Here is a 19,911-nt window from a genome sequence, read left to right as displayed (position 1 = left end):
AATTCAAAGGTGCGCGCACCGGCTACGGCTCCTCCGCGCCGAGAATCATTGTGCCGCTAGAGCAGAACCAGCCGCCGGTGCCGCTGACGCAGGCGATCCGGGCGTCGGGCACCTGCCGCGGCCCGCATTCGCCGCGCAACTGGCGCGCGGCCTCGACTAGCAGGAACAACCCTCGCTGACCCGGGTGGCACGCCGATAGTCCACCGCCGTCGGTGTTAGTCGGGAGTTCGCCGCCGAGGCGCAACGAGCCTTTCTCGACGAATGGGCCGCCTTCCCCCTTGGGGCAGAAGCCGAGGTCCTCGAGGGTAAGCAGCAACATGTAGGTGAACGCGTCGTAGATTTCAGCGACGTCGACGTCGGACGGGGAGATCCCGGCCCGTGCAAAGGCCAGCGGCCCGCTCACTGCGGCCGGCCCGACTGTGAGGTCGTCCCACTGGGAGGTGAGCATGTGCGAGGTGGTCTCGCCCGAGCCGAGCACCCATACCGGCTTACTACGTAAATCCTTCGCGCGTTCCGCGCTGACGAGGACGGCGGCCGCGCCCCCGTCGCTGCGAATGCAGCAGTGCAGCTTGGTAAACGGGTCGGCGATCATCGGTCCGCCGAGTACGTCGTCGATGGTGATCGGATCGCGGTAGTAGGCCTCGGGATTGTCGGCCGCGTTGAACCGCGCGGACACGGCGACCTCGGCCAGCTGCTCGATCGTGGTGCCGTAGGTGAACATGTGCCGCCGCGCGGCCATGGCGTACTTAGAGATCAGGGTGTGGCCGTAGGGCGCTTCCCACTGCAGTGGCCCGCGTGCGCCCCAGTTGATGTTGGCCCCCCGCAATCGCTTTCGAAGATCCGAGCGGGCGGTCGATCCGTACGTCAGCAGCACCACGTCGGCGTGCCCGCAGGCGATCGCGTCGGCCCCGTGAGCGGCCATCACCTCCCACGACGCTCCCCCGACCGCGGTGGAGTCGATCCAGCGCGGGCGCAGCCCCAGGTACTCGCCGACATCGACGGGGGGCAGTGTGCCCTGACCGGTGGAGGCCAACCCATCGACGTCATCGGGTGTCAGTCCGGCGTCGGCCAGGGCGCGGCGGCTGGCCTGGGCGATCAGCTCGTAGGGCCCCTTGTCGTCGACCCGGCCGACGTCGGACAGGGCGACGCCGGCGATGGCTACGGCCCCAGCGGTGCCGCTCACTGGGCGCGGTCCTGGGCCAGCAGCTCGGCCAGCACGTCGGTGGGCTCCCCGAACAAGTGCCGAAACACATGGGCGCGCTTGAGATACAGGTGCATGTCGTTCTCGAACGTGTACCCCATCCCGCCGAACACGTGGATACCTGCGGCCGCATTGTCGACGGCCGCCGAGCCGGCCACCGTGGCGGCCGACAACACCTGCAGCAGTGCGTCGGCCCGCCCATCCGCCAGCGCGATCGCGGCGAAGAATGTCTGCGCCTGTGCGGCCTCGGCAGCGATCTCCATGTCGACGCAGGCGTGCTTGATCGCTTGGTGCACGCCGATCGGTTTGCCGAACTGCTCACGAGTCTTAGCGTGTTCGGTCGCCGACGCCGCCGCGGCCGCGGCCAAGCCGGTGAGATATCCCGCCGCGAGCACCATGGCGCGCCCCCAGATCCATTCGTCATCGGCGGGCAACCAATACACCGGCTCGGCGGATTCGACTGTGGCGGAAGATATCCGAGTACCTGGGTCGGCTGCGGCCACGGGTGTCAGCGGACCGAAGGAATCGATGTCGACCAGCGCGGCACCGCTGCGGGCCACCAGCAGGGCGTGCGAGGCACCCGCCGGTTCGAACAAATCGAAAGTGCCTTTAATGGACCCCGCCGGGCGCACGTCGCCGTCGCCACGCAGCACCGCCAGGGCCACCGACGCCACCCCGGAGCCGATCCGCTGCGCCAGCGCGTCGTCGCCACAACGGGCAGCCACCCGGGCACCCAGCGTGCATGCCAGAAACGGCCCCGGCGCAAGCCGCTTGCCGAGTTCGACGAATAACAGTGCCTCGTCGTCGAAGGGACGGCCCGAGCCGCCGAACTCCTCGTCGAGTCCGAGGGTGAGCAGGCCCAACTCGGCGGATTCGCGCCACAGCGACTCGGGTATCGGCGCTTCCGCGTGGCGATTAGCGCGGATCCGTTCAACCGGCATCCGATTGGCGAGGAATTCTCCTGCAGCCGTGATGATTTCGAGTTGCTCAGCTCCGGGCAGCAGATCCACCGTCGTGTCCTCTCATCGTGGCAGCCCCAGCACGCGTTCGCCGACGATGTTGCGCTGAATCTCCGACGTTCCGCCACCGATGGCTTGGGAGAAGCTGTAGTAGTAGTAACCGACCCAGCCGTCGACATCCCACCGCGACGAATACCGGACCGAGGCGGGACCGACGACATCCATCGCCAATTTGCCGATCTCCTTGGCCAATTCGGCGTACATCAACTTGACGATCGAACCCCGCGGGCCGGGCGTCTCAGTCTTCATGGCCTCGCAGATGTTGGTGTAGGTGAGCGCCCGCAGCGACGCCACCGAGGCGCGGGCCCTCGCCAGCCGTCGCGCGATGTCGTCGTCGGCGATGGCGGGCCTGCGGCCGTCCGGCCCGACGTGGTCGCGCGCATAGTCGATGAGGTCCTCAATGATCTTCGCCAGCCGCACCTGGTTGGCGGTGAACGCGGTGCCACGCTCAAAGGACAGCGTCGCCATCGCGACCGACCAACCTTCGCCCAGATCGCCGACCACGTTGCTCAGCGGAATCCGCACATCGTCGTAGAACACTTCGCAGAATTCCGAGCCGCCCTCGATGGTCTCGATCGGGCGGACGTCGATCCCCGGGGTGCTCATGTCGCAGATCACCCAGGTGATGCCCTTGTGCTTGCTGCCGGTGTTGTCGGTGCGCACCAGCAGTTCCTGGTAGTCGGCGACGGTGGCGAAGCTCGTCCACAGCTTCTGCCCCGACACCACCAGGTGCTCGCCGTCGATCACCGCCTTGGTGCGCAACGCCGCCAGATCCGATCCGGCGTTGGGCTCGGAGAAGCCCTGACACCAAATCACCTCACCACCAAGGATTTTCGGCAAGTGGAATGACTTCTGTTCGTCGGTGGCCCTGGTGATCAGGGTTGGCCCGGCGTGCGAGTTACCGACGAAGCATGCGTCGATGCCGGGGAATCCCCGCGCGGCGTACTCCTCGTACCAGATCAACTGCTGAAGCAGCGTCAACCCCTTGCCGCCGTATTCGGTGGGCCAGGCGATGCCGGCCCAGCCGCCTTCGGCCTGAGTGCGTTGCCAGGCGAGGTCGTATTCACGGATACCCGCGTCGTCGCGTGGGCGCGGTTCGGCCGGTTTGTTCTCGTCAAGCCACGTGCGGACCTGGTCGCGGAACTCGAGCTGGTCAGGCGTGAAGTCGAGGTCCATGATCCGGAATTCTAGGTGACGCCAGAGTCAGAAACAACGCGTCGGTCATCGGCTGCGATACCTCGCGGCCAGTTCTTCGGCACCGCGGGCCAGCAGTGCCACGTCCGCCCCGACGAGCACGAAGCTCGCACCGGCCGTCACGTAGCGGCGTGCCAGCGGTTCGCTGAACGCATTCACCCCGGCGCGCTTGCCGTGTTCCACGATGGTCGCCAACGCGGTTTCTATGGTGCTCACAATCTCTGGATGCTCCGGCCGCCCAAGTTTGCCCATCGAGGCGGCCAGGTCGGCCGGACCGATGAAGACGGCGTCCACCCCGTCGACGTCGGCGATCTCGCCGAGCTGCGCCAGACCGGCCACACTCTCCACTTGGACGGTCAACGAGACCGTTGCGTCGGCGGTGACAAGGTAGTCAGAAATTCGGTTCCAGCGCGACGCCCGGGCCAACGCGCTGCCGACCCCGCGGATGCCCTCGGGCGGGTAGCGCGTGGCGACAACCGCCGCGGCCGCTTCGCCCGGGCCATCGATCATCGGAACGATGATGTTCTGCGCGCCGATGTCGAGCAGTTGCTTGATGAACACCGGGTCGGCAGACGGCGGACGCACCAGGACGTCGACGTCCGGGTAGCCGGCCAGCACCTGCAGCTGCTCGAGCGTGGTGCGCAGATCGTTGGGCGCATGCTCCTGGTCCAGCAGCAGCCAGTCGATTCCGGACCCCGCGCAGATTTCGGTGACGTAGCCGCTGCCCGAGGCCACCCACATGCCGATCCGCGGGTCGCCGTCGCTGATGCGCTGCGTCCACCGGTTCGTCACGATGCCTCCGAATCGAACGTCACCGACACCGTGCCCAGCGGTCCATAGTCGGCGACGAAGCTGTCCCCCGGCTCGGCGAACACTGGCTTGGTGAACGATCCAGACAGGATCACCTCACCGCGTCCCAGCGAAACACCATGTGGAGAAAGGTGATTCGCCAGCCAGGCCACACCGTTGCCGGGATGGTTGAGCACCGCCGCGGCCACCCCGGACTCCTCGATGGTGCCGTTGCGCAGCAGCAAGGCCGCCACCCAGCGCAGGTCGACGTCCAACGGGCGGAACACCCGCCCGCCCAGGACCAGACCGGCGTCCGCGGCGTTGTCGGCGATGGTGTCGACGATGGTGCGCAGATGGCCCGTCTCGGGATCCGACATCTGCACCCTGGCGTCGAGGATCTCGAGCGCGGGAGTGACGAACTCGGTGGCCCGCAGCACATCGAACAACGTGACGCCCGGGCCGGATACCTGCTCGCCCAGCACGAACGCCAACTCGACCTCGACGCGAGGACGGATGTAGCGGCCTAGCGGTATGCGGCCGCCGTCCTCGATGAACATGTCGTCGAACAACGCGCCGTAATCCGGTTCGTCGATCGACACCGCCCGCTGCATCACCTTCGACGTCAGGCCGATCTTGCGGCCCTTGACTTCCCGTCCGTCGGCGACCTTCAACGCCACGAGTGCCCGCTGCACCGCGTAGGCGTCCTCGATGGTCATCTCGGGATAGTCGAGTGACAACTGCCGGATCGGCGTGCGGGTCTGCTCGGCCTCATACAGCCGCCGGGCTATGTCGGCGAGCTCATCCTCGGCGGGTCTGCTCATCTGGTGAGAAACTCGATCGCCGCAGCGTTGAAGGCCTCGGGATCCTCAAAATGCGGCCAGTGCCGCACCGAGGGCATCTCGAACACCTCTGAGTTCGGGATCAGGTCCGCGATGGTGCGCGCGGTGTCCTGATAGACACCGTGGTCCTTGCCCGAGGCCACGATCATCACCGGTGCGGTGATGCTGCGCCACTTGTCATCGGGAATCAGGTTGCGGTTGCGCACCTTCTCGTCCTGCAGGATCAGCAGCCGGTCAATGGTGTTGCGGGTGTCCTCGCGCCGATAGACGGCCTGGCGCAAGCCGATGAGATCGGGCAGGCGATTGGCTTCATCGGCGATCAGGTGGGCGAACACGGCGTGCAGCGATTCCCACGTCGGCTCATTGACCGCCTTGGTCCGTTCCGCCCGAATGCGCGCCATATTCGACGCCGACGCCTCCCGTCCGGCCGGCGACATCAGGATCACCCTGTCCACCCGGTCGGCGTGGCCGACGGAGATCGCGGACGCAACGAACGCGCCCAGCGACATGGCGATGAAGCTGGCCGACGTCATGCCGAAGTGGTCCATCACCCCCAGCACGTGTTCGACGTAGACCGCGATCTCGTAGTCGTAATCCGGCTTGTCGGAGAACCCGTTGCCGACCATGTCGATCGCCACGCAATGGAAGTGCTGCGAGAGTGCGGCGAGGTTGGGCGCGAACGTCTCCCAGTGCCCCCCAGTGCCGTGCAGCAAGATGGCGTGCGGCTTGTCCGGGTCGCCCGCCTCCGCATAACGGGTACGGACGGGCACGCCATTGACTGTGATGTCGACGAACCCCTGCCGGAACTCGAGCTCCTTGAGATACATCCAGACGGAGCGATAGTTCTCCGTGTCGACCCGGCTCACGTCGACCGCCGCGGCCGGTGCTTGTACTTGGCTCATCTCGCCTTCCCGCATCTGGAATATCTGACACATCTGTCATCTAGTGCTGACGTCGGTCCACCCGTTCCCCATCGTCGCATGAACTGTATGTTCCCATGTGAAGAACGGCTCACACCACTTGGCCCGCACGCAATACGTCAGTCGTCATTCCGTCTTATTTCATTGATTCTGACACTTGTATGCGGTAATACTGAGCAAGTGAACACTCCGGCCGGACGCCGCGTCCTCGCCGATCTGGTCAACGAGTTCGCGGCCGTGCGGTTGTCGTTGGACGTCAACGGCAACGGCCCCCGCCTGCTCGTCGAGGACCTCGAGGGCGGAGAGCAGGTCTTCTTGTGTCCCTTGGAGTTGGCCAGTTTCACGTTGGCCACCCCCGAAGACCGCGAAGAGTGGGTGCGGGTGGGCAATTATCGCGGCGAACGCCGGCCAACGGAGCGGCCATGAGTGCCGCCGAAGCAGACCTGGTCGGCCTGGGCATGACCGCGATGTCGCTGCGTCCGGGCGCGACACCGCTCGAACTGGCCGTCAAGGCGAGCGACGCCGCGCTGATCGACGCCGGACTCGGGCGTGCTGACGTCGACGGGATCCTGGTCGGCTCGTCTCAGGGTGTCCGGCCGGAACGGCTCGGGGTCGGCTTCGCGGCCGCGGCCGGCTTCGCGGACCTGCGCCTGCTGGAACACGTCGAGATCAAAGGCGCCACGACCATCGCCATGATCCAGCGCGCGCGCCACGCGATCCTTTCCGGTGAGGCGGCGACCGTACTGTGTGTATTCGCCGACGCACCCTTGGTGGCCGGCCGCGGCGCAGGCTCGACTTACGCACACAGCGGCGGCAACGTCGGGGTGCGCGGGCTGGAGCGGGCCTCGGGGCTGCTTGGCTCGGTGCCGACGTATGCGCTGCTGACCCAGCGCTGGTTGCACGTCACCGGCACCAGTACCGACGCGCTGCGCTCGGTGGCCATCACAGCGAGGGATTGGGCGCGCGGCAATCCCGACGCGGTCAACAGAGAGCCGCTCGACGACGCCGACTACGACTCTTCCCCGATGATCGCCGAACCGCTTCGGCTGCTGGATTGCGCTCGGCCGGTGAACGGCGCGGTCGCTGTCGTGCTCACCGGGCGGCCCTCGGTCGGCGGCGCCCGATTGCGGATCCGCGGCACCGGGCGCGAACATCCGGTACGGCGCCGTCGTGCGGGAGCCGAGTCGTGGTTCGGCGGCGGTGGCCGCGCGGTGCAGGACGCCCTCGAACAGGCCGGCATGGTCCGGTCCGACCTGCACGTCGCCGAACTGTACGACCCGTTCTCGATCGTGACCCTGGTGCTGCTTTCCGAATACCAGCTCACCGGTGACGTTCCCGCGGGTGTATTCGTGCGCGACGGCAACACCGGGCCGGGCGGCGCGCTGCCGACCAACACCGGCGGTGGCCAGCTGTCCGGCTTCTACCTACAGGGCATGACGCCGTTGGCGGAGGCGATGATTCAGCTGCGCGGCACCGGCGGGCAACGTCAGGTTCCCGGGGCCGCGGTCGCGCTCGTCGGCGGTATCGGCGGCCGCTTGGACCACCATGCCGCGCTGGTGCTGGAGCGCGCCGCATGACGGCCACCGCGGTCGAGGACTGGCTGCTGGACAGCGCGCTGACACCCACCGCCGACGACGACATCCTGGCGCCGCTGTACCGGGCGGCCGCGCGCGGCGAACTCGCGATGCCGTTCTGCGCGACGTGCGCCCTACCACTCGAGCTCGACCAAGAGGTCTGCGACAGTTGCGGCAACACCGAACGCGCTTGGCGCACGGTCGATTTACGCGGGACGGTGCACGCCGCGACGCTCATGCATCGGCGCGAGCCCGGCCTGGTGCAGGGCATGGTGCCCTACCCCATCGTCGACGTCGAGCTGACAAGCGGGCACCGGATAATCATGACCACCGTGCAACCCACGGACACCGCTCCGCATATCGGCACGGCGGTGCGCATCGGTTTCCGCCACCTCGGCGACGTCGCCATCCCGGCCATCGACATCCTGGAGGACCAGTGACGACGCTTGAATCCCCCGCTGCGACAGACACCTTCGACGTCGGGTCCGTCATACGCAGCGACCGCGTGCACGGCAGCGTGTACACCTCCGCCGAGATCTTCCGCCGTGAAATGGACACCATCTTCAAGACCGGATGGGTCTACGTCGCGCACGAGAGCGAGGTCAGCGAGCCAGGCGACTACCTCACCCGGATGATCGGACATGACCCGGTCGTCGTGGCGCGCGGCAAGGATGGCGTGGTGCGGGTGGTGCTCAACCGCTGTACGCACCGGGCCAACAAGCTGTGCAACGCCGAGAAGGGCAACGCCAACTCGTTCCGGTGCCCGTATCACGGCTGGACGTTCAGCAATACCGGTGCGCTGCAGGGTGTTCCGATGCGCGAAGGTTACGGCGAGGCATTCAACCAGGTGCGCGCTGAACTGGGCCTTGCCCAGGCACCCCGGGTGGACAGCTACGGCGGATTCGTCTTCGCGTCGCTCGCACCCGAAGGCATCTCGCTGCCCGAGCATCTCGGCAAGGCGACGCGCGCCATCGACCGGCTGCTGAATCTGTCCCCCACCCGCGAGATCGACCTGCGGGCCAACTGGATGAAGCACTTGCATCACGCCAACTGGAAGATGGTGGTAGAGAACAACGTCGACGGCTACCACGCACTGTTCACCCACGCCTCGGTGTACGACGCGATCAAGCCCGCGAAGGTGTCGCACGTGCCGACCAAGGTCGACGTGCTGGTCCGCGACCTCGGCAATGGCCATTCCGAAATCGACTACAGCGACGAATACCGCAAGCTTGACCAGGAATTCGTCTGGTACGGCCGCATCCCACGGGCCAAGCTCGCCGATTACGTCGAGGCACTCGAGGGTGCGTACGGCCCCGAGCAGGCCCACGACGCGCTGGTGGTGGGCCCACCACACACGTTGATCTGGCCGAACCTTTTCCTCGCCGAGATGAACGTCATGTTCGTCGAACCGCAGGCCCCCGACCGCACCATCGCCTACACCACTGCGGTATTGATACCCGGCCAGGATGAGTTGAACGAGCGCACGCTGCGCCGTTCCGAGGGGGCGATGGGCCCGGCGGGATTCCTGATCGCCGACGACGGAGAGATCGGCATGCGCAACCAGGCCGGGCTCGCGGCGGAGCTGCCCGAGTGGCTCATGCTGGCCCGCGGCATGGAAAGCGATGTCGACGACTCGACAGGAATCATCAACCGGGACAAGAGCGCCGAGACTCCCCAGCGCGGTTTCTATTCACACTGGGCCTCGGTCGTCGGCGGGGCGGCGGGCGCATGACCGTCAACTCCGAAGCCCAGGCACGTCCGGCGCTACGTCCGCTGCCGGACCCCGAGGTCATGTCGTTTCTGTATCTGGAGGCGCGGCTGGCCGACGAGGGCCGCTACTCGGAGTGGGAAGCGCTGTGGGCCGATGACGACGACAGGGTCGAGTACCGCGTCCCGATGCACCCCGACGACGACCCCCGAACCACGCTGGCCTACATCAACGACAACCGGCGGCGGATCAAGAGCCGGGTGGCCCAGCTCAACACCGGCAACCGGCACTCCCAGACGCCTCCGTCGGTAATGCGGCGCGTGGTCTCCAACAGCGAGGTGGTGGACGCGGGCGCCGACACCGTCACGGTCGAATCCAACTTCGCGTTGTTTGAATACCGTGTGCGGCAACGCTTCTGGGCTGGCCGGGTAGTCCACACGATTCGCTTGTCGCCGGACGGCCCGCGGCTGATTCGCAAGATCGTGCACCTGATCGACGCAAGCGGCCCGGTCGAGACACTCGCCTTCCTGATTTGAACGGACTTCATTTGATGCTCATCGGTGACATCGCAACCAACAACGCCCGCCGCTACCCCGACAAGCGTGCGCTGGTCGACGCCGACCGGGCGCTCACCTGGTCACAGGTCGACGAGCGGGCCCGTCGGCTCTCCAGCTTCCTGATCGGCCGTGGGCTGGCGCCGGGTGATCGGGTGATGGTGATCGCGCGCAATTGCCTCGAATGGCCCGAGATCTCGTTCGGCCTGGCCAAGGCCGGGCTGATCACGGTACCGGTGAACATTCGGCTGGCGCCCGACGAGGTCGCCCACGTACGCGACGACTCCGGCGCACGAGCGGTGATCATCCACGCCGACCATGTGGAGAAGTTCCTGGGCGAATTGACCGAACTGGGGCTGATATTGGGCGTGGGTGCCCGCTCTACGCTCGGCACGAGTGAGTTGGTAACCGATTACGAGACGGCGCTGGCGCAAGCCCAGCCCGGCGCCGGGCGCCGCGACATCACGCCGGACGACGTGGCATTCATCCTGTACACCAGCGGCACCACCGGTCGCGCCAAGGGCGTGATGCACACCCACCGCGCCCTGCTCTACCAGGCGGCCGACACCAACCTCGTGACCGAAGCCAACCGCTCCGACGTCATGCTTGCGACGACGCCGTTCTTTACCGCGGGTGGCATGGTGCGCACTGTGTCGTGGCTGTATCTGGGCCAGACCATGGTGATCCACCAGAAATTCGACCCGCAGGCCGTGATCGACGAGATCGAGCGCAGTGCCATCACATTCACGACGTTCATCCCGACGATGCTGCACCGGACGCTGGCGATCCTCGAAGACGGCCCACCGCGGGACATGTCGAGCCTGCGGCGCATCTCCTACGGTTCGGCCCCCGTGCCGCCGGGCTTGGCGCGTAAGGCCATGGACCTGCTCGGCTGCGACCTGCAACAGCGCTATGGACTCACCGAATGCGGCGGACAGGCAACGATCCTCACGCCCCAGGATCATCGTGACATCGTCTCTGGCAGAACCTCGATCGCGACCTCATGCGGGCAGGAAACCCCGATGTGCGTGATCCGCGTCATCGACGTCGACGGCGAAGATGCCCCGCCCGGCGACGTCGGCGAAATCGTGATCACCAGCCCCGCCAACGCGATTGGCTACTGGAACCGGCCCGAGCAGACCGCCGAGACGTTCCATCCCGATGGGCTGCGCTCCGGCGACTTGGGCTACCTCGACAAGGAGGGCTACCTCCATATCACCGGCCGGAAAACCGATCTCATCATCTCCGGCGGGTTCAATATCTACCCAGCGGAGATCGAGCGGGTACTCGGCCAGCACCACGACGTGGACATGGTGGCCGTGGTTGGGGTGCCCGACCCCGAGTGGGGTGAGACGCCGGTGGCCGCCGTGATTCCCAAATCCGATGTCTCCGACCAGGACGCTCTGGCCGCCGAACTCGCCGCGTTGTGCCGCGCGGAATTGGCCGGTTACAAGCAGCCGCGGCGATTCGTGTTCTGGCGCGAGTTCCCACTGGGCCCCGCGGGCAAGATTCTCAAACGCGAGATCGCTAACCAGGTGAACCACGTCGGCGAGTCGGGTGGGAAGATGCCGGTGTCCACCGGATCGACCGAGGAGCGAACGTGAACAAGCAGACCGACCTGGCCACCATCGAATTCCAGGTGACCGATCACGTCGCCACCGTGGCACTCAACCGCCCCGAAAAGCTGAACAGCTTCACCGAACAGATGGCCGCCGAACTGGCTGCAGTCTGGGCCCGAGTCCGCGACGACGAGGACATCCGAGTCGCGGTGCTGTGCGCCAACGGCGAACGGGCGTTCTGCACCGGCATCGACGTGACCGAGGGCACCTGGTGGAAGCACCAACCGATCTTCAACCAGGAGGATCCGGGTGAGCTGCTGGGGCCGAAGGCGCACAAGGTGTGGAAGCCGGTGATCGCGGCGTTGCACGGCATCGTGGCCGGCGGCGCCATGTACTTCGTCAACGAGTGCGACTTCTCTATCTGCAGTGAGACGGCCACGTTCTTTGACCCACACGCCAATGCCGGCATCGTCTCGGCACTGGAGCCGATGGGCATGCTGGCCCTCGGCGTGCCCTACGGGGAGGTGATGCGCTGGGCGCTGCTCGGCAGCGAGGAGCGGATGTCCGCGCAGACCGCTCTGCGAATTGGGCTGGTGACCGAGGTGGTCCCCGACGATCAACTACGCGTCCGTGCCTTCGAACTCGCCTCCGAAATCGCCACACGCCGACCTAATGGTGTTCAAGGCACCGTTCGCGCGATGTGGGAGGCCCGCGATCTGACCCCCAGCGTGGCCGCCCGACACGGCAAGTTCTTCACCGACCTCGGCAATGCCGGAGCCAGCCCGGACTCGTTGAATAACAAGAAGAAACCTCGAACTCGATGAGGACGCATGACTGACACGGCGACCGAGACGTTGGTCCAGTTCGACCTCTTGATCGGAGGCGAAGCATCGCCCGCCGCATCGGGATTGACCTACGACAGTGTTGACCCCTTCACTGGCAGGCCCTGGGCACGCGTGCCCGACGGCGGGGCCGCCGATGTGGACCGCGCCGTAGCCGCCGCCCGCGCTGCACTGAATGGACCGTGGGGCGCGCTCACTGCGACCGCGCGTGGCAAGCTGCTGCGGCGACTCGGCGAGATCATCGCGCGCGAGGCCGAGCAGCTGGCCGAACTCGAGGTGCGTGACGGCGGCAAGCTGGTTCGCGAAATGGTCGGCCAGATGCGGTCCCTGCCGGACTACTACTTCTACTACAGCGGGCTGGCAGACAAGCTGCAGGGCGACGTCATACCGGTGGACAAGCCCAACTACTTCGTCTACACCCGCCATGAACCCGTCGGCGTGGTGGGCGCGATCACGCCCTGGAACTCACCGCTACTGCTGTTGACCTGGAAGTTGGCCGCCGGGCTGGCCGCGGGTTGCACGTTCGTCGTCAAGCCCAGCGACCACACCCCGACGTCGACACTGGCTTTCGCAAATCTGTTCGCCGAGGCCGGTTTCCCCCCGGGCGTCATCAACGTCGTCACCGGCTGGGGCCCGGAGACTGGTGCCGCCCTGGCATCGCACCCGGGTGTCGACAAGATCGCGTTCACCGGGTCGACGGCTACCGGCATTAATGTTGGCACGGCCGCGATTCAGAACATGACCCGGTTCTCCCTCGAACTCGGCGGCAAATCGGCGCAGGTGGTGTTCGCCGATGCCGACCTCGATGCCGCGGCCAACGGGGTGATCGCCGGCGTGTTCGCCGCCACCGGCCAGACGTGTCTGGCGGGCTCGCGCCTGCTGGTAGACCGCAGCGTCGCCGACGCCCTGGTGGACAAAATCGTTGCGCGGGCGGCGACCATCAAATTGGGTGACCCGAAGGATCCGGCGACCGAGATGGGCCCGGTATCCAACCAGCCCCAGTACGAGAAGGTGCTGTCGCACTTCGCTTCTGCTCGGGAACAGGGTGCGACCATCGCCTGCGGCGGCGAGCCCGCGACAGAGCTCGGTGGCTACTTCGTCAAGCCGACGGTGCTGACCGGTGTCAACCCCTCGATGCGTGCCGTCGCCGAGGAGATCTTCGGACCAGTGCTGGCGGTGATGAGCTTCGCCGACGAGGACGAGGCCGTCGCCGCGGCCAACGGCACCGAGTTCGGATTGGCCGCGGCGGTGTGGACCAAGGACGTCCACCGCGCGCACCGGGTGGCCGCCAAGCTGCGGGCCGGCACGGTATGGATCAATGCGTATCGCGTTGTTGCGCCTCATGTTCCGTTCGGCGGCATCGGCTACAGCGGCATCGGGCGAGAGAACGGCATCGACGCCATCAAGGACTTCACCGAGACCAAAGCGGTGTGGTTGGAACTGTCTGGGGAAACCCGCGACCCGTTCACGCTCGGCTGACCCTAATCCGATCGACAAAGGGGATACACATGACACTCGACCTCGCGGCCGCCGATAAGGTGCTGGCCGGACTGCGGCCATTTCCGGTGGCGGTCACCACGATTGACGGCGGTTTCGCTAACGGGCTGATGTCGCTGTCGGCCGGCTCGGCCAGCATCGTGCCGGAATTGCCACGTGCGACCGTGAGCCTGACCAAATACAACAAGACGCACGACATGCTGGTCAATTCCGGCATTTTCGTGATGCACATGCTGTCGGCCGCTCCGGACGAGATCGACAAGTCCATGGAGATCCTGATGACACTCGGCGGCAGCTCGGGCCGCGATGGCGACAAGCTTTCGAAGCTGCGCACGAAGCCGGGCGTCACGGGAGCTCCGATCCTGCTCGACGCGCACAGTTACGTGGAGTGTCGCATCACCGGGTCGCTGGACAATGACGAGAACACCATCTTCGTCGGTGACGTGGTCGCCGCGGAAGTGTTCAGCTCCGCGCAACGGCTGCGGATCGGTGAGGCGTGGGGCAAGTTGCCGCACGAGTGGATCGAGCAATACGAGGCGAATCACGAGCCGCAGCTGCAGAGCGCACGGGACCTGCGCGCGGCCGCAGCGGCGCGGGTCTGATGGCCGAAGAACCTTCTGGCGCATGGCAGCTGCCGGAAGAGTTGGTGATGCTGCGCGACACGGTGCGGCGGTTCATGGATACCCAGGTTCGTCCGGTTGAGGATAGGCTGGACCACGACACGGTCGGCCTCCCTCGCGAACAGCTCGTAGAGTTGCAGGCCAAGGCCAGGGAGCTCGGACTGTGGTCGCTACAGACGCCCGAGGAGTTCGGCGGTGCCGGGCTCAGCGTCCTCGGCCAGGTCGTGGTCGCCGAAGAGGCGGCGAAATGCCGGATGGGAGCTTTCTTTCCGGCCCTCGGCGCGTTCGGTGGCAACCCGCCCAACGTTATGTTCAAGGCATCACCCGAGCAGTTCGACAAGTACGCCAGACCCGTCATAGACGGCACCATGTCGAAGGCGTACACCGCCATCACCGAGGCCTCCGGCGGATCTGACCCGGCGCGGGCGATCAAGCTCAGGGCGGCGAGGGACAACGGCGCTTACGTACTCAACGGCTCCAAGATGTGGATTTCGCACGCCCCGGATGCCGATTGGGGGGTGGTGTACGCCCGCACCGGCGAGGGGCGCCAGGGTATCTCGGCGTTCATTCTTGAGAAGAACACCCCCGGAGTCACGTTCAGCCGCATCCCCGTGATGGCGTCTTTTGCGCCGTACGAGTTGCACTTCGACAATGTGCGGATACCCGCGGACCGACTGATCGGTGCTGAGGGACAGGGCTTTTCACTGGCAAGCGAGTTTCTCGTGCATGGTCGCGTCGTGTACGGGGCGGGGCCGATCGGCATCGCGCAGAGCGCGCTGGACATGACCTGCGAATGGGCCAAGGACCGAGACGTGTTCGGGGGCAGGCTGGCTGACAAGCAGGGCATCAAGTGGATGCTGGCGGATAGTGAGGTGGACCTGCGCGCGGCGCGGCTGCTGATGTACCAAGCCGCCTGGAACGCCGATCTCGGACGCGATGTCCGGGTGGACGCGTCGGTGGCCAAGATGTTCGCAACCGAGGCCGCCTATCGAGTTCTGGACCGATGCATCCAGATTCACGGGGCGTTGGGAATCTCCACCGAATTGCCGCTGGAGCGATGGTTTCGCGACCTGCGGGTCAAGCGGCTCGGCGAAGGCGCCACGGAAGTGCAGCGCGAGATCATTGCTCGATCGCTGGTGCGGTAGTCGGCCGTAACGGTAGGGAGAAAAAAGTGCGCTTCAACCTGATGTTCCCGATGCGGGCCGTCAAGCACTGGAACCGCTGGAGCGAAGGCGCTGGCGTCGGCGACGTCGCACGGTTGGTGGAAGAAGCCGGCTTCGATGGCTTCTCGATGTCCGAACACCCGTATCCGGACCGGGAGTGGTTGGCCCGCGGCGGCCACCACGCTTTCGATCCATTCGTGTCGCTGAGCTTCGCTGCGGCTGCCACTACTCGCATCCGGTTGATGACCTACATCCTGGTCTCGGGATATCGGAGCCCCTACCTGACGGCAAAGGCCGCCGCGAGTTTCGATCTGCTCTCCGGCAGTCGGTTCACGCTCGGCACCGGGGCCGGCTACCTGAAGTCCGAATTCGAGGCGCTGGGCGCCGATTTCGTCCGGCGAGGCGTGCTGCTCGACGAGGCAATCGCGGCGTGGAAGGCGACCTGGGCTGGCGCCGACCACGATGGGCCGGAATTCGGTGTGAGTGGTCACATCGCGCTGCCACCGCCGTCGACGACGGGAGGTCCGCCGATCTGGATCGGTGGCAACGGCGCGGCCGCGCAGCGCCGTGTCATCGAGGTCGCCGACGGCTGGATGCCGATGGCCGCGTCGGGCGAAATGGCCGCGATCACCCGCGCCCGCCCCCTCGAAGACATCCACACGCTCGGCGAGTGGATCGCAAAGGTGAACAAGCGACGGGCGGAGACCGGGCGCGGTGCCGCCGACGTCGCCTTCGTCCCATTCGAATCAGACCAGCTCGCCAGCGGCGACTGCGAGAGATTCTGCGCCGCAGTACAACCGCGACTGGACGACTACGCTGCGGCGGGCGTCACGTGGATCACCATCGAGCCGGCCAGCAGAAGCTTCAGCGACTTCCGCACCGACATCGATATGCTGAGCTCCCAGTTGATCGACCGATGAAGGGCTCCACGATGGCGCTGCCCGATCTCGTGCTCGTCCACGGCGGTGAGCACGCCGCCGACTGCTGGGAGTTCGTGGTCGCCGAATTGCGGCGTCAAGAGCCAGAATTGCGCACCCTCGCCGTGGACCTTCCCGGCCGCGGCCGTACGCCAGGAGATTTGGCGACGGCCACCATCGGCGGGTGGGTGGACTCCGTCGTCGCCGACATCGATCGGGAAGGCCTAGGCGACATCGTGATAGCGGGCCACTCGATGGCAGGGGTGACGGTCCCCGGCGTCGTCACCAAACTCGGCTCCGCACGGGTGCGCGAGATGGTTCTCGTCGCCGCGTTCGTGCCCAGTCAGGGGCAGGCGATCGTCGACACCTTGAGCGGTCCGCTGGCGGCCTTCGCGCGGTTCGCCGCTCGAGGCGGCAGACCATTCAAGATTCCAAGCGCTGCCGCACAGTACGCGTTCTGCAACGGCATGACGAAGCAACAGCGTCGGCTCGCGATGTCGAGGTTGTACACCGAAGCGGCACGAATTCCCGCAGAACCAGTGGACCGCAGCGGGTTTCCCGACGACGTGCCACGTACCTGGGTGTTGACCACCCGAGACCGCGCCCTGTCGCAAAAGTCCCAGCGTGCCAGCATCGCCGCCCTCGGCGGCGTGCATGAGGTGATCCCCGTCGACGCCTGTCACGACGTCATGTTCAGCCACCCGGAGCGGTTGGCAAAGATACTTCTCGAGCGCTGCCGACTGCGACAGAGGGTCCGATGACAGATTCTTCATCCAACGCGGTGCCGACGTGCTTCTTCGTCACTGACGGGAAGAGCTTTGTCCCAACCCGTTTGGCGCGCGGGCCGTGGGGTCCGTCGATCAGCGGCAACTACGTCGGCGGGTTGCTGGGACGCGCGGTCGAACAAGAAGTCGATGACGTCGACCTTCAGCCCGCCCGGCTGACGGTGGATCTGCTGAGGCCGGTGGCGCTGCAACCCTTGCAGATGCACACTTCGGTTGCGCGCGACGGCCGGCGACTTCGAGCGGTCGACGCGGTCATGACTCAGAACGACGTGGTGGTCGCTCGCGCCAGTGCTTTGTTCCTTCGCCGCAGCGAGCATGCCGTGGACACGGTGTGGACGTCGCCGATCAGCATGCCCGCAGTACCGGCGGAGCCCGACGTGTTGGCTGACGATGTCCCGATGGTGTTGCATTCGTTCGGCCGGGACCCGGTCGCGGGCAGTCCGGGCGTCGGGGTCACCGAGTGGCGACACCATGGGCAGAAGTTCGTCTGGCTGCGGGAGACCAAGCTGCTCGTCGACGACGAGCCCCTGTCACCCTTTACTCGAGCCATCATGGCCGGGGACGTCACCAGTTCATTAACCCATTGGGGCACGCAGGGTTTGCAATTCATCAACGCCGACTACACGATCACGCTTAGTCGCTTGCCGAAAGGCGTCTACATCGGATTGGCGTCGATGACGCACTACAGCCACGCAGGGGTCGCCACCGGCGTGGCGACGCTGTTCGACGAAAAAGGGCCCATCGGCAGCGGTATGGCAACGGCATTGGCGAACCCGGGATTCACGCCACCACCGTCGATAGTGTGGACCTGACCAACGCTCAGGTGATGGCACCTTCGATCTTCAGCTCGATCAGCTCATGATCGTCGATGCCCAGCTCCCGCAGCACCTCGTCGGTGTGCTCGGCGAACATCGGCGCCCGGGTCAGGTGGGCGGCTGCCTCATCGAACTTCACCGGGTTGGCCACCAGCCGCTGTTCTTTTCCCTGAGCGTCCCGAAGGTCGGCGATGCGCCCGTTGGCGATCAACGACTCGTCGTGGGCGACCTCCCACGCGTCCTGCACCGGAGACCACTGGCCCCGTAATAGACTCAGCAGCCGCGTGCAATCGTCGAAGGTCCGCGATGCGATGGCGTCGGCGAGCAGTGCGGTGGCCTCATCGGCGTGTGCCGCCAACGACTCGAGCGAGGCGAATCGCTTGTCCACGGCGGCCGCCTCGAGTCCGAAGAGCCGGCAGACGGATGTCCAGTACCGGGTGGGCTGAAGCATCGAGAGCTGAATGAAGCGCCCGTCCGAACATCGGTAGGCGCCGGTCAGCGGGTTGCCCGGCGCCTGCGTCCGCTGGTCGATCTTCGGCAGCGGACAGCCATACAGCATGGCGAGGTTGACGCTGGACTGGTTGGCCCACGCCCCGACCGCCAGCAGCGACACGTCGATGACGGACGTCTGCCCAGTCGTCTGCCTGCCGTAGAGGGCGGCGGCGACCGCGCCCGCGATGGTGATGCCGCCCATGTTGTCGCCGAATGCGCCCGCCGGCATGCCCGTCGGCACCTCGGATTCCGTCGGCGTGACCCCGTCGGCGTTGCCGGCGCGCGCCCAGAAGGCCGTCGCGTCGTGTGCGCCCGTCTCGCGATCGGGCCCTTCGCCCCCGAAGCCGCTGCCCGCGACGTAGACGATCGACGGATTGATACGCCGTACCTCATCCAGGTCAATCCGTAGTTTCGCCCGCGCCTGGGGCAAGAAGTTGGTCAGGAAGACGTCGCTGCGCCTGACGAGTTCCTCGAACACCGGCCGAGTCTGCTTCAACGCCAAGGACAGTCCGACGCTGCGCTTGCCGCGGTTGGGGGCTTCGACCGTGGGCGAGAACGAGACTCCCGGCGTGGTCGCGGAGCGACCGGCGACGGTGACGAGTCCCCGCTGCGCATCCCCGGTGACCGGGTTCTCGATCTTGACGACGTCGGCGCCCCAGTCCGCGAGGACTGCGCCCGCCGAAGGCACGAAGGTGAATTGCGCGACCTCGAGGACGCGCACACCGGTCATCGGTTTCTGCATCCGCTCACCTCTGTCCTGCCGGCCACGCCGCCTCCGTACCAACATAGGTTACTAGGTAAGCAATGTCGAAGTCTACTATCGACCCAAGATGTCCATGGAATTTCCACCGCAGATCGGACAGTCGAGGAAATCGTGCCGCGGACGTTGCAGCGATTCGGTCGACTCGATGTCGTCGTTATCAACGCGGGATTCGGTTCTCCCGCACCGGCCCTCGACGAACCGATCGATGCCTTCCGACGAACACACTCGAGGTCAATCTGGTAGGGGCCTTTCATCTCGCCAGGCTGGCCGCTGCGCCCATGATCGCCGCGGGTGAAGGCTCGATCATCAACATCTCGTCGATACTCGGCCTCGTCGCCGCGTGGCCGATACCGGACGCCGCCTACACGTCCTCAAAGGGCGCGTTGATTAGCCTGACACGTGACCTGGCTTGCCAATGGGCGCGCCATGGGGTGCGTGTCAACGCTCTGGCGCCGGGCTTCTTTCCCAGCGAAAGCTCAGCCCCTATGACCGAGGACGAGGCGAGCCAGCGCTATCTGCACACCGGGTGCCCGATGCGGCGAATGGGTGAACCCGGCGAGCTCGACGGAGCTCTGCTCTTTCTCGCATCGCGCGCCTCGACATACATGACCGGCCAGGTGTTGACCGTGGACGGCGGCTGGACAGCGCACTGACGATGCG

The 19,911-nt window shown here is 66.1% G+C and carries 21 protein-coding genes; 14 read left to right on the top strand and 7 right to left on the bottom strand.

The features are described 5' to 3' along the window. Nucleotides 1–22 precede the first annotated feature (22 nt). From MTY59_RS08670 to MTY59_RS08645, 6 genes are read right to left on the bottom strand one after another with little or no spacing between them, the layout of a single operon-like run. The gene (locus MTY59_RS08670) at nt 23–1,183 is read right to left on the bottom strand and encodes an acetyl-CoA acetyltransferase (protein ID WP_221045294.1); all 1,161 of its coding nucleotides are present in this window, start codon (nt 1,181–1,183) and stop codon (nt 23–25) included. Further along, on the bottom strand, nt 1,180–2,211 hold the full coding sequence (locus tag MTY59_RS08665; RefSeq protein WP_221045293.1) for an acyl-CoA dehydrogenase family protein: 1,032 nt from the start codon (nt 2,209–2,211) through the stop codon (nt 1,180–1,182). Before MTY59_RS08665 ends, MTY59_RS08670 begins: the two co-directional genes overlap by 4 nt. A 12-nt stretch (nt 2,212–2,223) precedes the next feature. Beyond that, nucleotides 2,224–3,396 carry an acyl-CoA dehydrogenase family protein gene (locus tag MTY59_RS08660; protein WP_221045292.1) on the bottom strand — a complete coding sequence of 391 codons (1,173 nt, stop codon included), beginning with the start codon at nt 3,394–3,396 and terminating at the stop codon, nt 2,224–2,226. A gap of 45 nt (nt 3,397–3,441) precedes the next feature. After that, entirely contained in the window at nt 3,442–4,206 is a 765-nt protein-coding gene (locus MTY59_RS08655) for an aldolase/citrate lyase family protein (RefSeq protein WP_284145688.1), read from the bottom strand. Beyond that, a complete protein-coding gene (gene hpaH / locus MTY59_RS08650; RefSeq protein ID WP_221045291.1) occupies nt 4,203–5,024 on the bottom strand; it encodes a 2-oxo-hept-4-ene-1,7-dioate hydratase in 822 nt (273 codons plus the stop codon). The genes MTY59_RS08655 and hpaH overlap by 4 nt, the downstream gene beginning before the upstream one ends. Further along, the gene (locus MTY59_RS08645) at nt 5,021–5,944 is read right to left on the bottom strand and encodes an alpha/beta fold hydrolase (RefSeq protein WP_221045290.1); all 924 of its coding nucleotides are present in this window, start codon (nt 5,942–5,944) and stop codon (nt 5,021–5,023) included. The genes hpaH and MTY59_RS08645 overlap by 4 nt, the downstream gene beginning before the upstream one ends. 198 nt (nt 5,945–6,142) lie before the next feature. Here MTY59_RS08645 and MTY59_RS08640 point away from each other — a divergent pair, with 198 nt between their 5' ends. From MTY59_RS08640 to MTY59_RS08580, 13 genes are read left to right on the top strand one after another with little or no spacing between them, the layout of a single operon-like run. Beyond that, on the top strand, nt 6,143–6,388 hold the full coding sequence (locus MTY59_RS08640; protein WP_023860688.1) for a hypothetical protein: 246 nt from the start codon (nt 6,143–6,145) through the stop codon (nt 6,386–6,388). Continuing rightward, on the top strand, nt 6,385–7,539 hold the full coding sequence (locus tag MTY59_RS08635) for a thiolase family protein (protein ID WP_221045289.1): 1,155 nt from the start codon (nt 6,385–6,387) through the stop codon (nt 7,537–7,539). Before MTY59_RS08640 ends, MTY59_RS08635 begins: the two co-directional genes overlap by 4 nt. Next, nucleotides 7,536–7,976 (top strand): Zn-ribbon domain-containing OB-fold protein, encoded by a 441-nt coding sequence (locus MTY59_RS08630; RefSeq protein WP_221045288.1) that lies wholly within the window; start codon nt 7,536–7,538, stop codon nt 7,974–7,976. Before MTY59_RS08635 ends, MTY59_RS08630 begins: the two co-directional genes overlap by 4 nt. Next, nucleotides 7,973–9,268: an aromatic ring-hydroxylating oxygenase subunit alpha gene (locus MTY59_RS08625; protein ID WP_221045287.1), complete on the top strand. Its 1,296-nt coding sequence runs from the start codon at nt 7,973–7,975 to the stop codon at nt 9,266–9,268. Before MTY59_RS08630 ends, MTY59_RS08625 begins: the two co-directional genes overlap by 4 nt. Beyond that, nucleotides 9,265–9,780: an aromatic-ring-hydroxylating dioxygenase subunit beta gene (locus MTY59_RS08620; RefSeq protein ID WP_221045286.1), complete on the top strand. Its 516-nt coding sequence runs from the start codon at nt 9,265–9,267 to the stop codon at nt 9,778–9,780. The genes MTY59_RS08625 and MTY59_RS08620 overlap by 4 nt, the downstream gene beginning before the upstream one ends. Nucleotides 9,781–9,794: 14 nt before the next feature. Then, nucleotides 9,795–11,402, top strand: coding sequence for a class I adenylate-forming enzyme family protein (locus MTY59_RS08615; protein ID WP_221045285.1), 1,608 nt, complete (start codon nt 9,795–9,797; stop codon nt 11,400–11,402). Beyond that, entirely contained in the window at nt 11,399–12,181 is a 783-nt protein-coding gene (locus MTY59_RS08610; protein ID WP_221045284.1) for an enoyl-CoA hydratase/isomerase family protein, read from the top strand. The genes MTY59_RS08615 and MTY59_RS08610 overlap by 4 nt, the downstream gene beginning before the upstream one ends. Nucleotides 12,182–12,187: 6 nt before the next feature. Beyond that, nucleotides 12,188–13,678 (top strand): aldehyde dehydrogenase, encoded by a 1,491-nt coding sequence (locus MTY59_RS08605; protein ID WP_221045283.1) that lies wholly within the window; start codon nt 12,188–12,190, stop codon nt 13,676–13,678. A gap of 29 nt (nt 13,679–13,707) precedes the next feature. Beyond that, on the top strand, nt 13,708–14,298 hold the full coding sequence (locus tag MTY59_RS08600) for a flavin reductase family protein (protein WP_221045282.1): 591 nt from the start codon (nt 13,708–13,710) through the stop codon (nt 14,296–14,298). Continuing rightward, the gene (locus MTY59_RS08595) at nt 14,298–15,461 is read left to right on the top strand and encodes an acyl-CoA dehydrogenase family protein (RefSeq protein ID WP_221045281.1); all 1,164 of its coding nucleotides are present in this window, start codon (nt 14,298–14,300) and stop codon (nt 15,459–15,461) included. Before MTY59_RS08600 ends, MTY59_RS08595 begins: the two co-directional genes overlap by 1 nt. Before the next feature lie 41 nt (nt 15,462–15,502). Then, nucleotides 15,503–16,399, top strand: a complete 897-nt coding sequence (locus MTY59_RS08590; protein WP_221046336.1) for a TIGR03619 family F420-dependent LLM class oxidoreductase — start codon at nt 15,503–15,505, stop codon at nt 16,397–16,399. Between the two features lie 11 nt (nt 16,400–16,410). Continuing rightward, nucleotides 16,411–17,157, top strand: coding sequence for an alpha/beta fold hydrolase (locus tag MTY59_RS08585; protein WP_221046335.1), 747 nt, complete (start codon nt 16,411–16,413; stop codon nt 17,155–17,157). After that, nucleotides 17,154–17,993, top strand: coding sequence for a thioesterase family protein (locus MTY59_RS08580; RefSeq protein WP_221045280.1), 840 nt, complete (start codon nt 17,154–17,156; stop codon nt 17,991–17,993). The genes MTY59_RS08585 and MTY59_RS08580 overlap by 4 nt, the downstream gene beginning before the upstream one ends. A 7-nt stretch (nt 17,994–18,000) precedes the next feature. Here MTY59_RS08580 and MTY59_RS08575 read toward each other — a convergent pair whose 3' ends face one another. Continuing rightward, on the bottom strand, nt 18,001–19,230 hold the full coding sequence (locus tag MTY59_RS08575) for a CaiB/BaiF CoA transferase family protein (protein ID WP_221045279.1): 1,230 nt from the start codon (nt 19,228–19,230) through the stop codon (nt 18,001–18,003). A gap of 62 nt (nt 19,231–19,292) precedes the next feature. On the opposite strand from MTY59_RS08575, the gene MTY59_RS27660 reads away from it, so the two are divergent. Further along, entirely contained in the window at nt 19,293–19,904 is a 612-nt protein-coding gene (locus MTY59_RS27660; RefSeq protein ID WP_221045278.1) for an SDR family NAD(P)-dependent oxidoreductase, read from the top strand. The last annotated feature ends 7 nt before the right edge of the window (nt 19,905–19,911 follow it).

This window comes from Mycobacterium senriense (assembly GCF_019668465.1).
Lineage (GTDB): Bacteria > Actinomycetota > Actinomycetes > Mycobacteriales > Mycobacteriaceae > Mycobacterium > Mycobacterium senriense.
The sequence above is the reverse complement of the archived record's forward strand: the minus strand, read 5'-3'. Positions and strand labels throughout refer to the sequence as shown.

Excerpts from the sequence above, each read along its gene's own strand:
- hpaH (WP_221045291.1), bottom strand. The coding sequence starts at position 5,024 with ATGAGCAGACCCGCCGAGGATGAGCTCGCCGACATAGCCCGGCGGCTG.
- MTY59_RS08590 (WP_221046336.1), top strand. The coding sequence starts at position 15,503 with ATGTTCCCGATGCGGGCCGTCAAGCACTGGAACCGCTGGAGCGAAGGC.
- MTY59_RS08660 (WP_221045292.1), bottom strand. The coding sequence starts at position 3,396 with ATGGACCTCGACTTCACGCCTGACCAGCTCGAGTTCCGCGACCAGGTC.
- MTY59_RS08630 (WP_221045288.1), top strand. The coding sequence starts at position 7,536 with ATGACGGCCACCGCGGTCGAGGACTGGCTGCTGGACAGCGCGCTGACA.
- MTY59_RS08605 (WP_221045283.1), top strand. The coding sequence starts at position 12,188 with ATGACTGACACGGCGACCGAGACGTTGGTCCAGTTCGACCTCTTGATC.
- MTY59_RS08575 (WP_221045279.1), bottom strand. The coding sequence starts at position 19,230 with ATGCAGAAACCGATGACCGGTGTGCGCGTCCTCGAGGTCGCGCAATTC.
- MTY59_RS08580 (WP_221045280.1), top strand. The coding sequence starts at position 17,154 with ATGACAGATTCTTCATCCAACGCGGTGCCGACGTGCTTCTTCGTCACT.
- MTY59_RS08615 (WP_221045285.1), top strand. The coding sequence starts at position 9,795 with ATGCTCATCGGTGACATCGCAACCAACAACGCCCGCCGCTACCCCGAC.
- MTY59_RS27660 (WP_221045278.1), top strand. The coding sequence starts at position 19,293 with ATGTCGAAGTCTACTATCGACCCAAGATGTCCATGGAATTTCCACCGC.
- MTY59_RS08635 (WP_221045289.1), top strand. The coding sequence starts at position 6,385 with ATGAGTGCCGCCGAAGCAGACCTGGTCGGCCTGGGCATGACCGCGATG.
- MTY59_RS08600 (WP_221045282.1), top strand. The coding sequence starts at position 13,708 with ATGACACTCGACCTCGCGGCCGCCGATAAGGTGCTGGCCGGACTGCGG.
- MTY59_RS08595 (WP_221045281.1), top strand. The coding sequence starts at position 14,298 with ATGGCCGAAGAACCTTCTGGCGCATGGCAGCTGCCGGAAGAGTTGGTG.
- MTY59_RS08620 (WP_221045286.1), top strand. The coding sequence starts at position 9,265 with ATGACCGTCAACTCCGAAGCCCAGGCACGTCCGGCGCTACGTCCGCTG.
- MTY59_RS08585 (WP_221046335.1), top strand. The coding sequence starts at position 16,411 with ATGGCGCTGCCCGATCTCGTGCTCGTCCACGGCGGTGAGCACGCCGCC.
- MTY59_RS08645 (WP_221045290.1), bottom strand. The coding sequence starts at position 5,944 with ATGAGCCAAGTACAAGCACCGGCCGCGGCGGTCGACGTGAGCCGGGTC.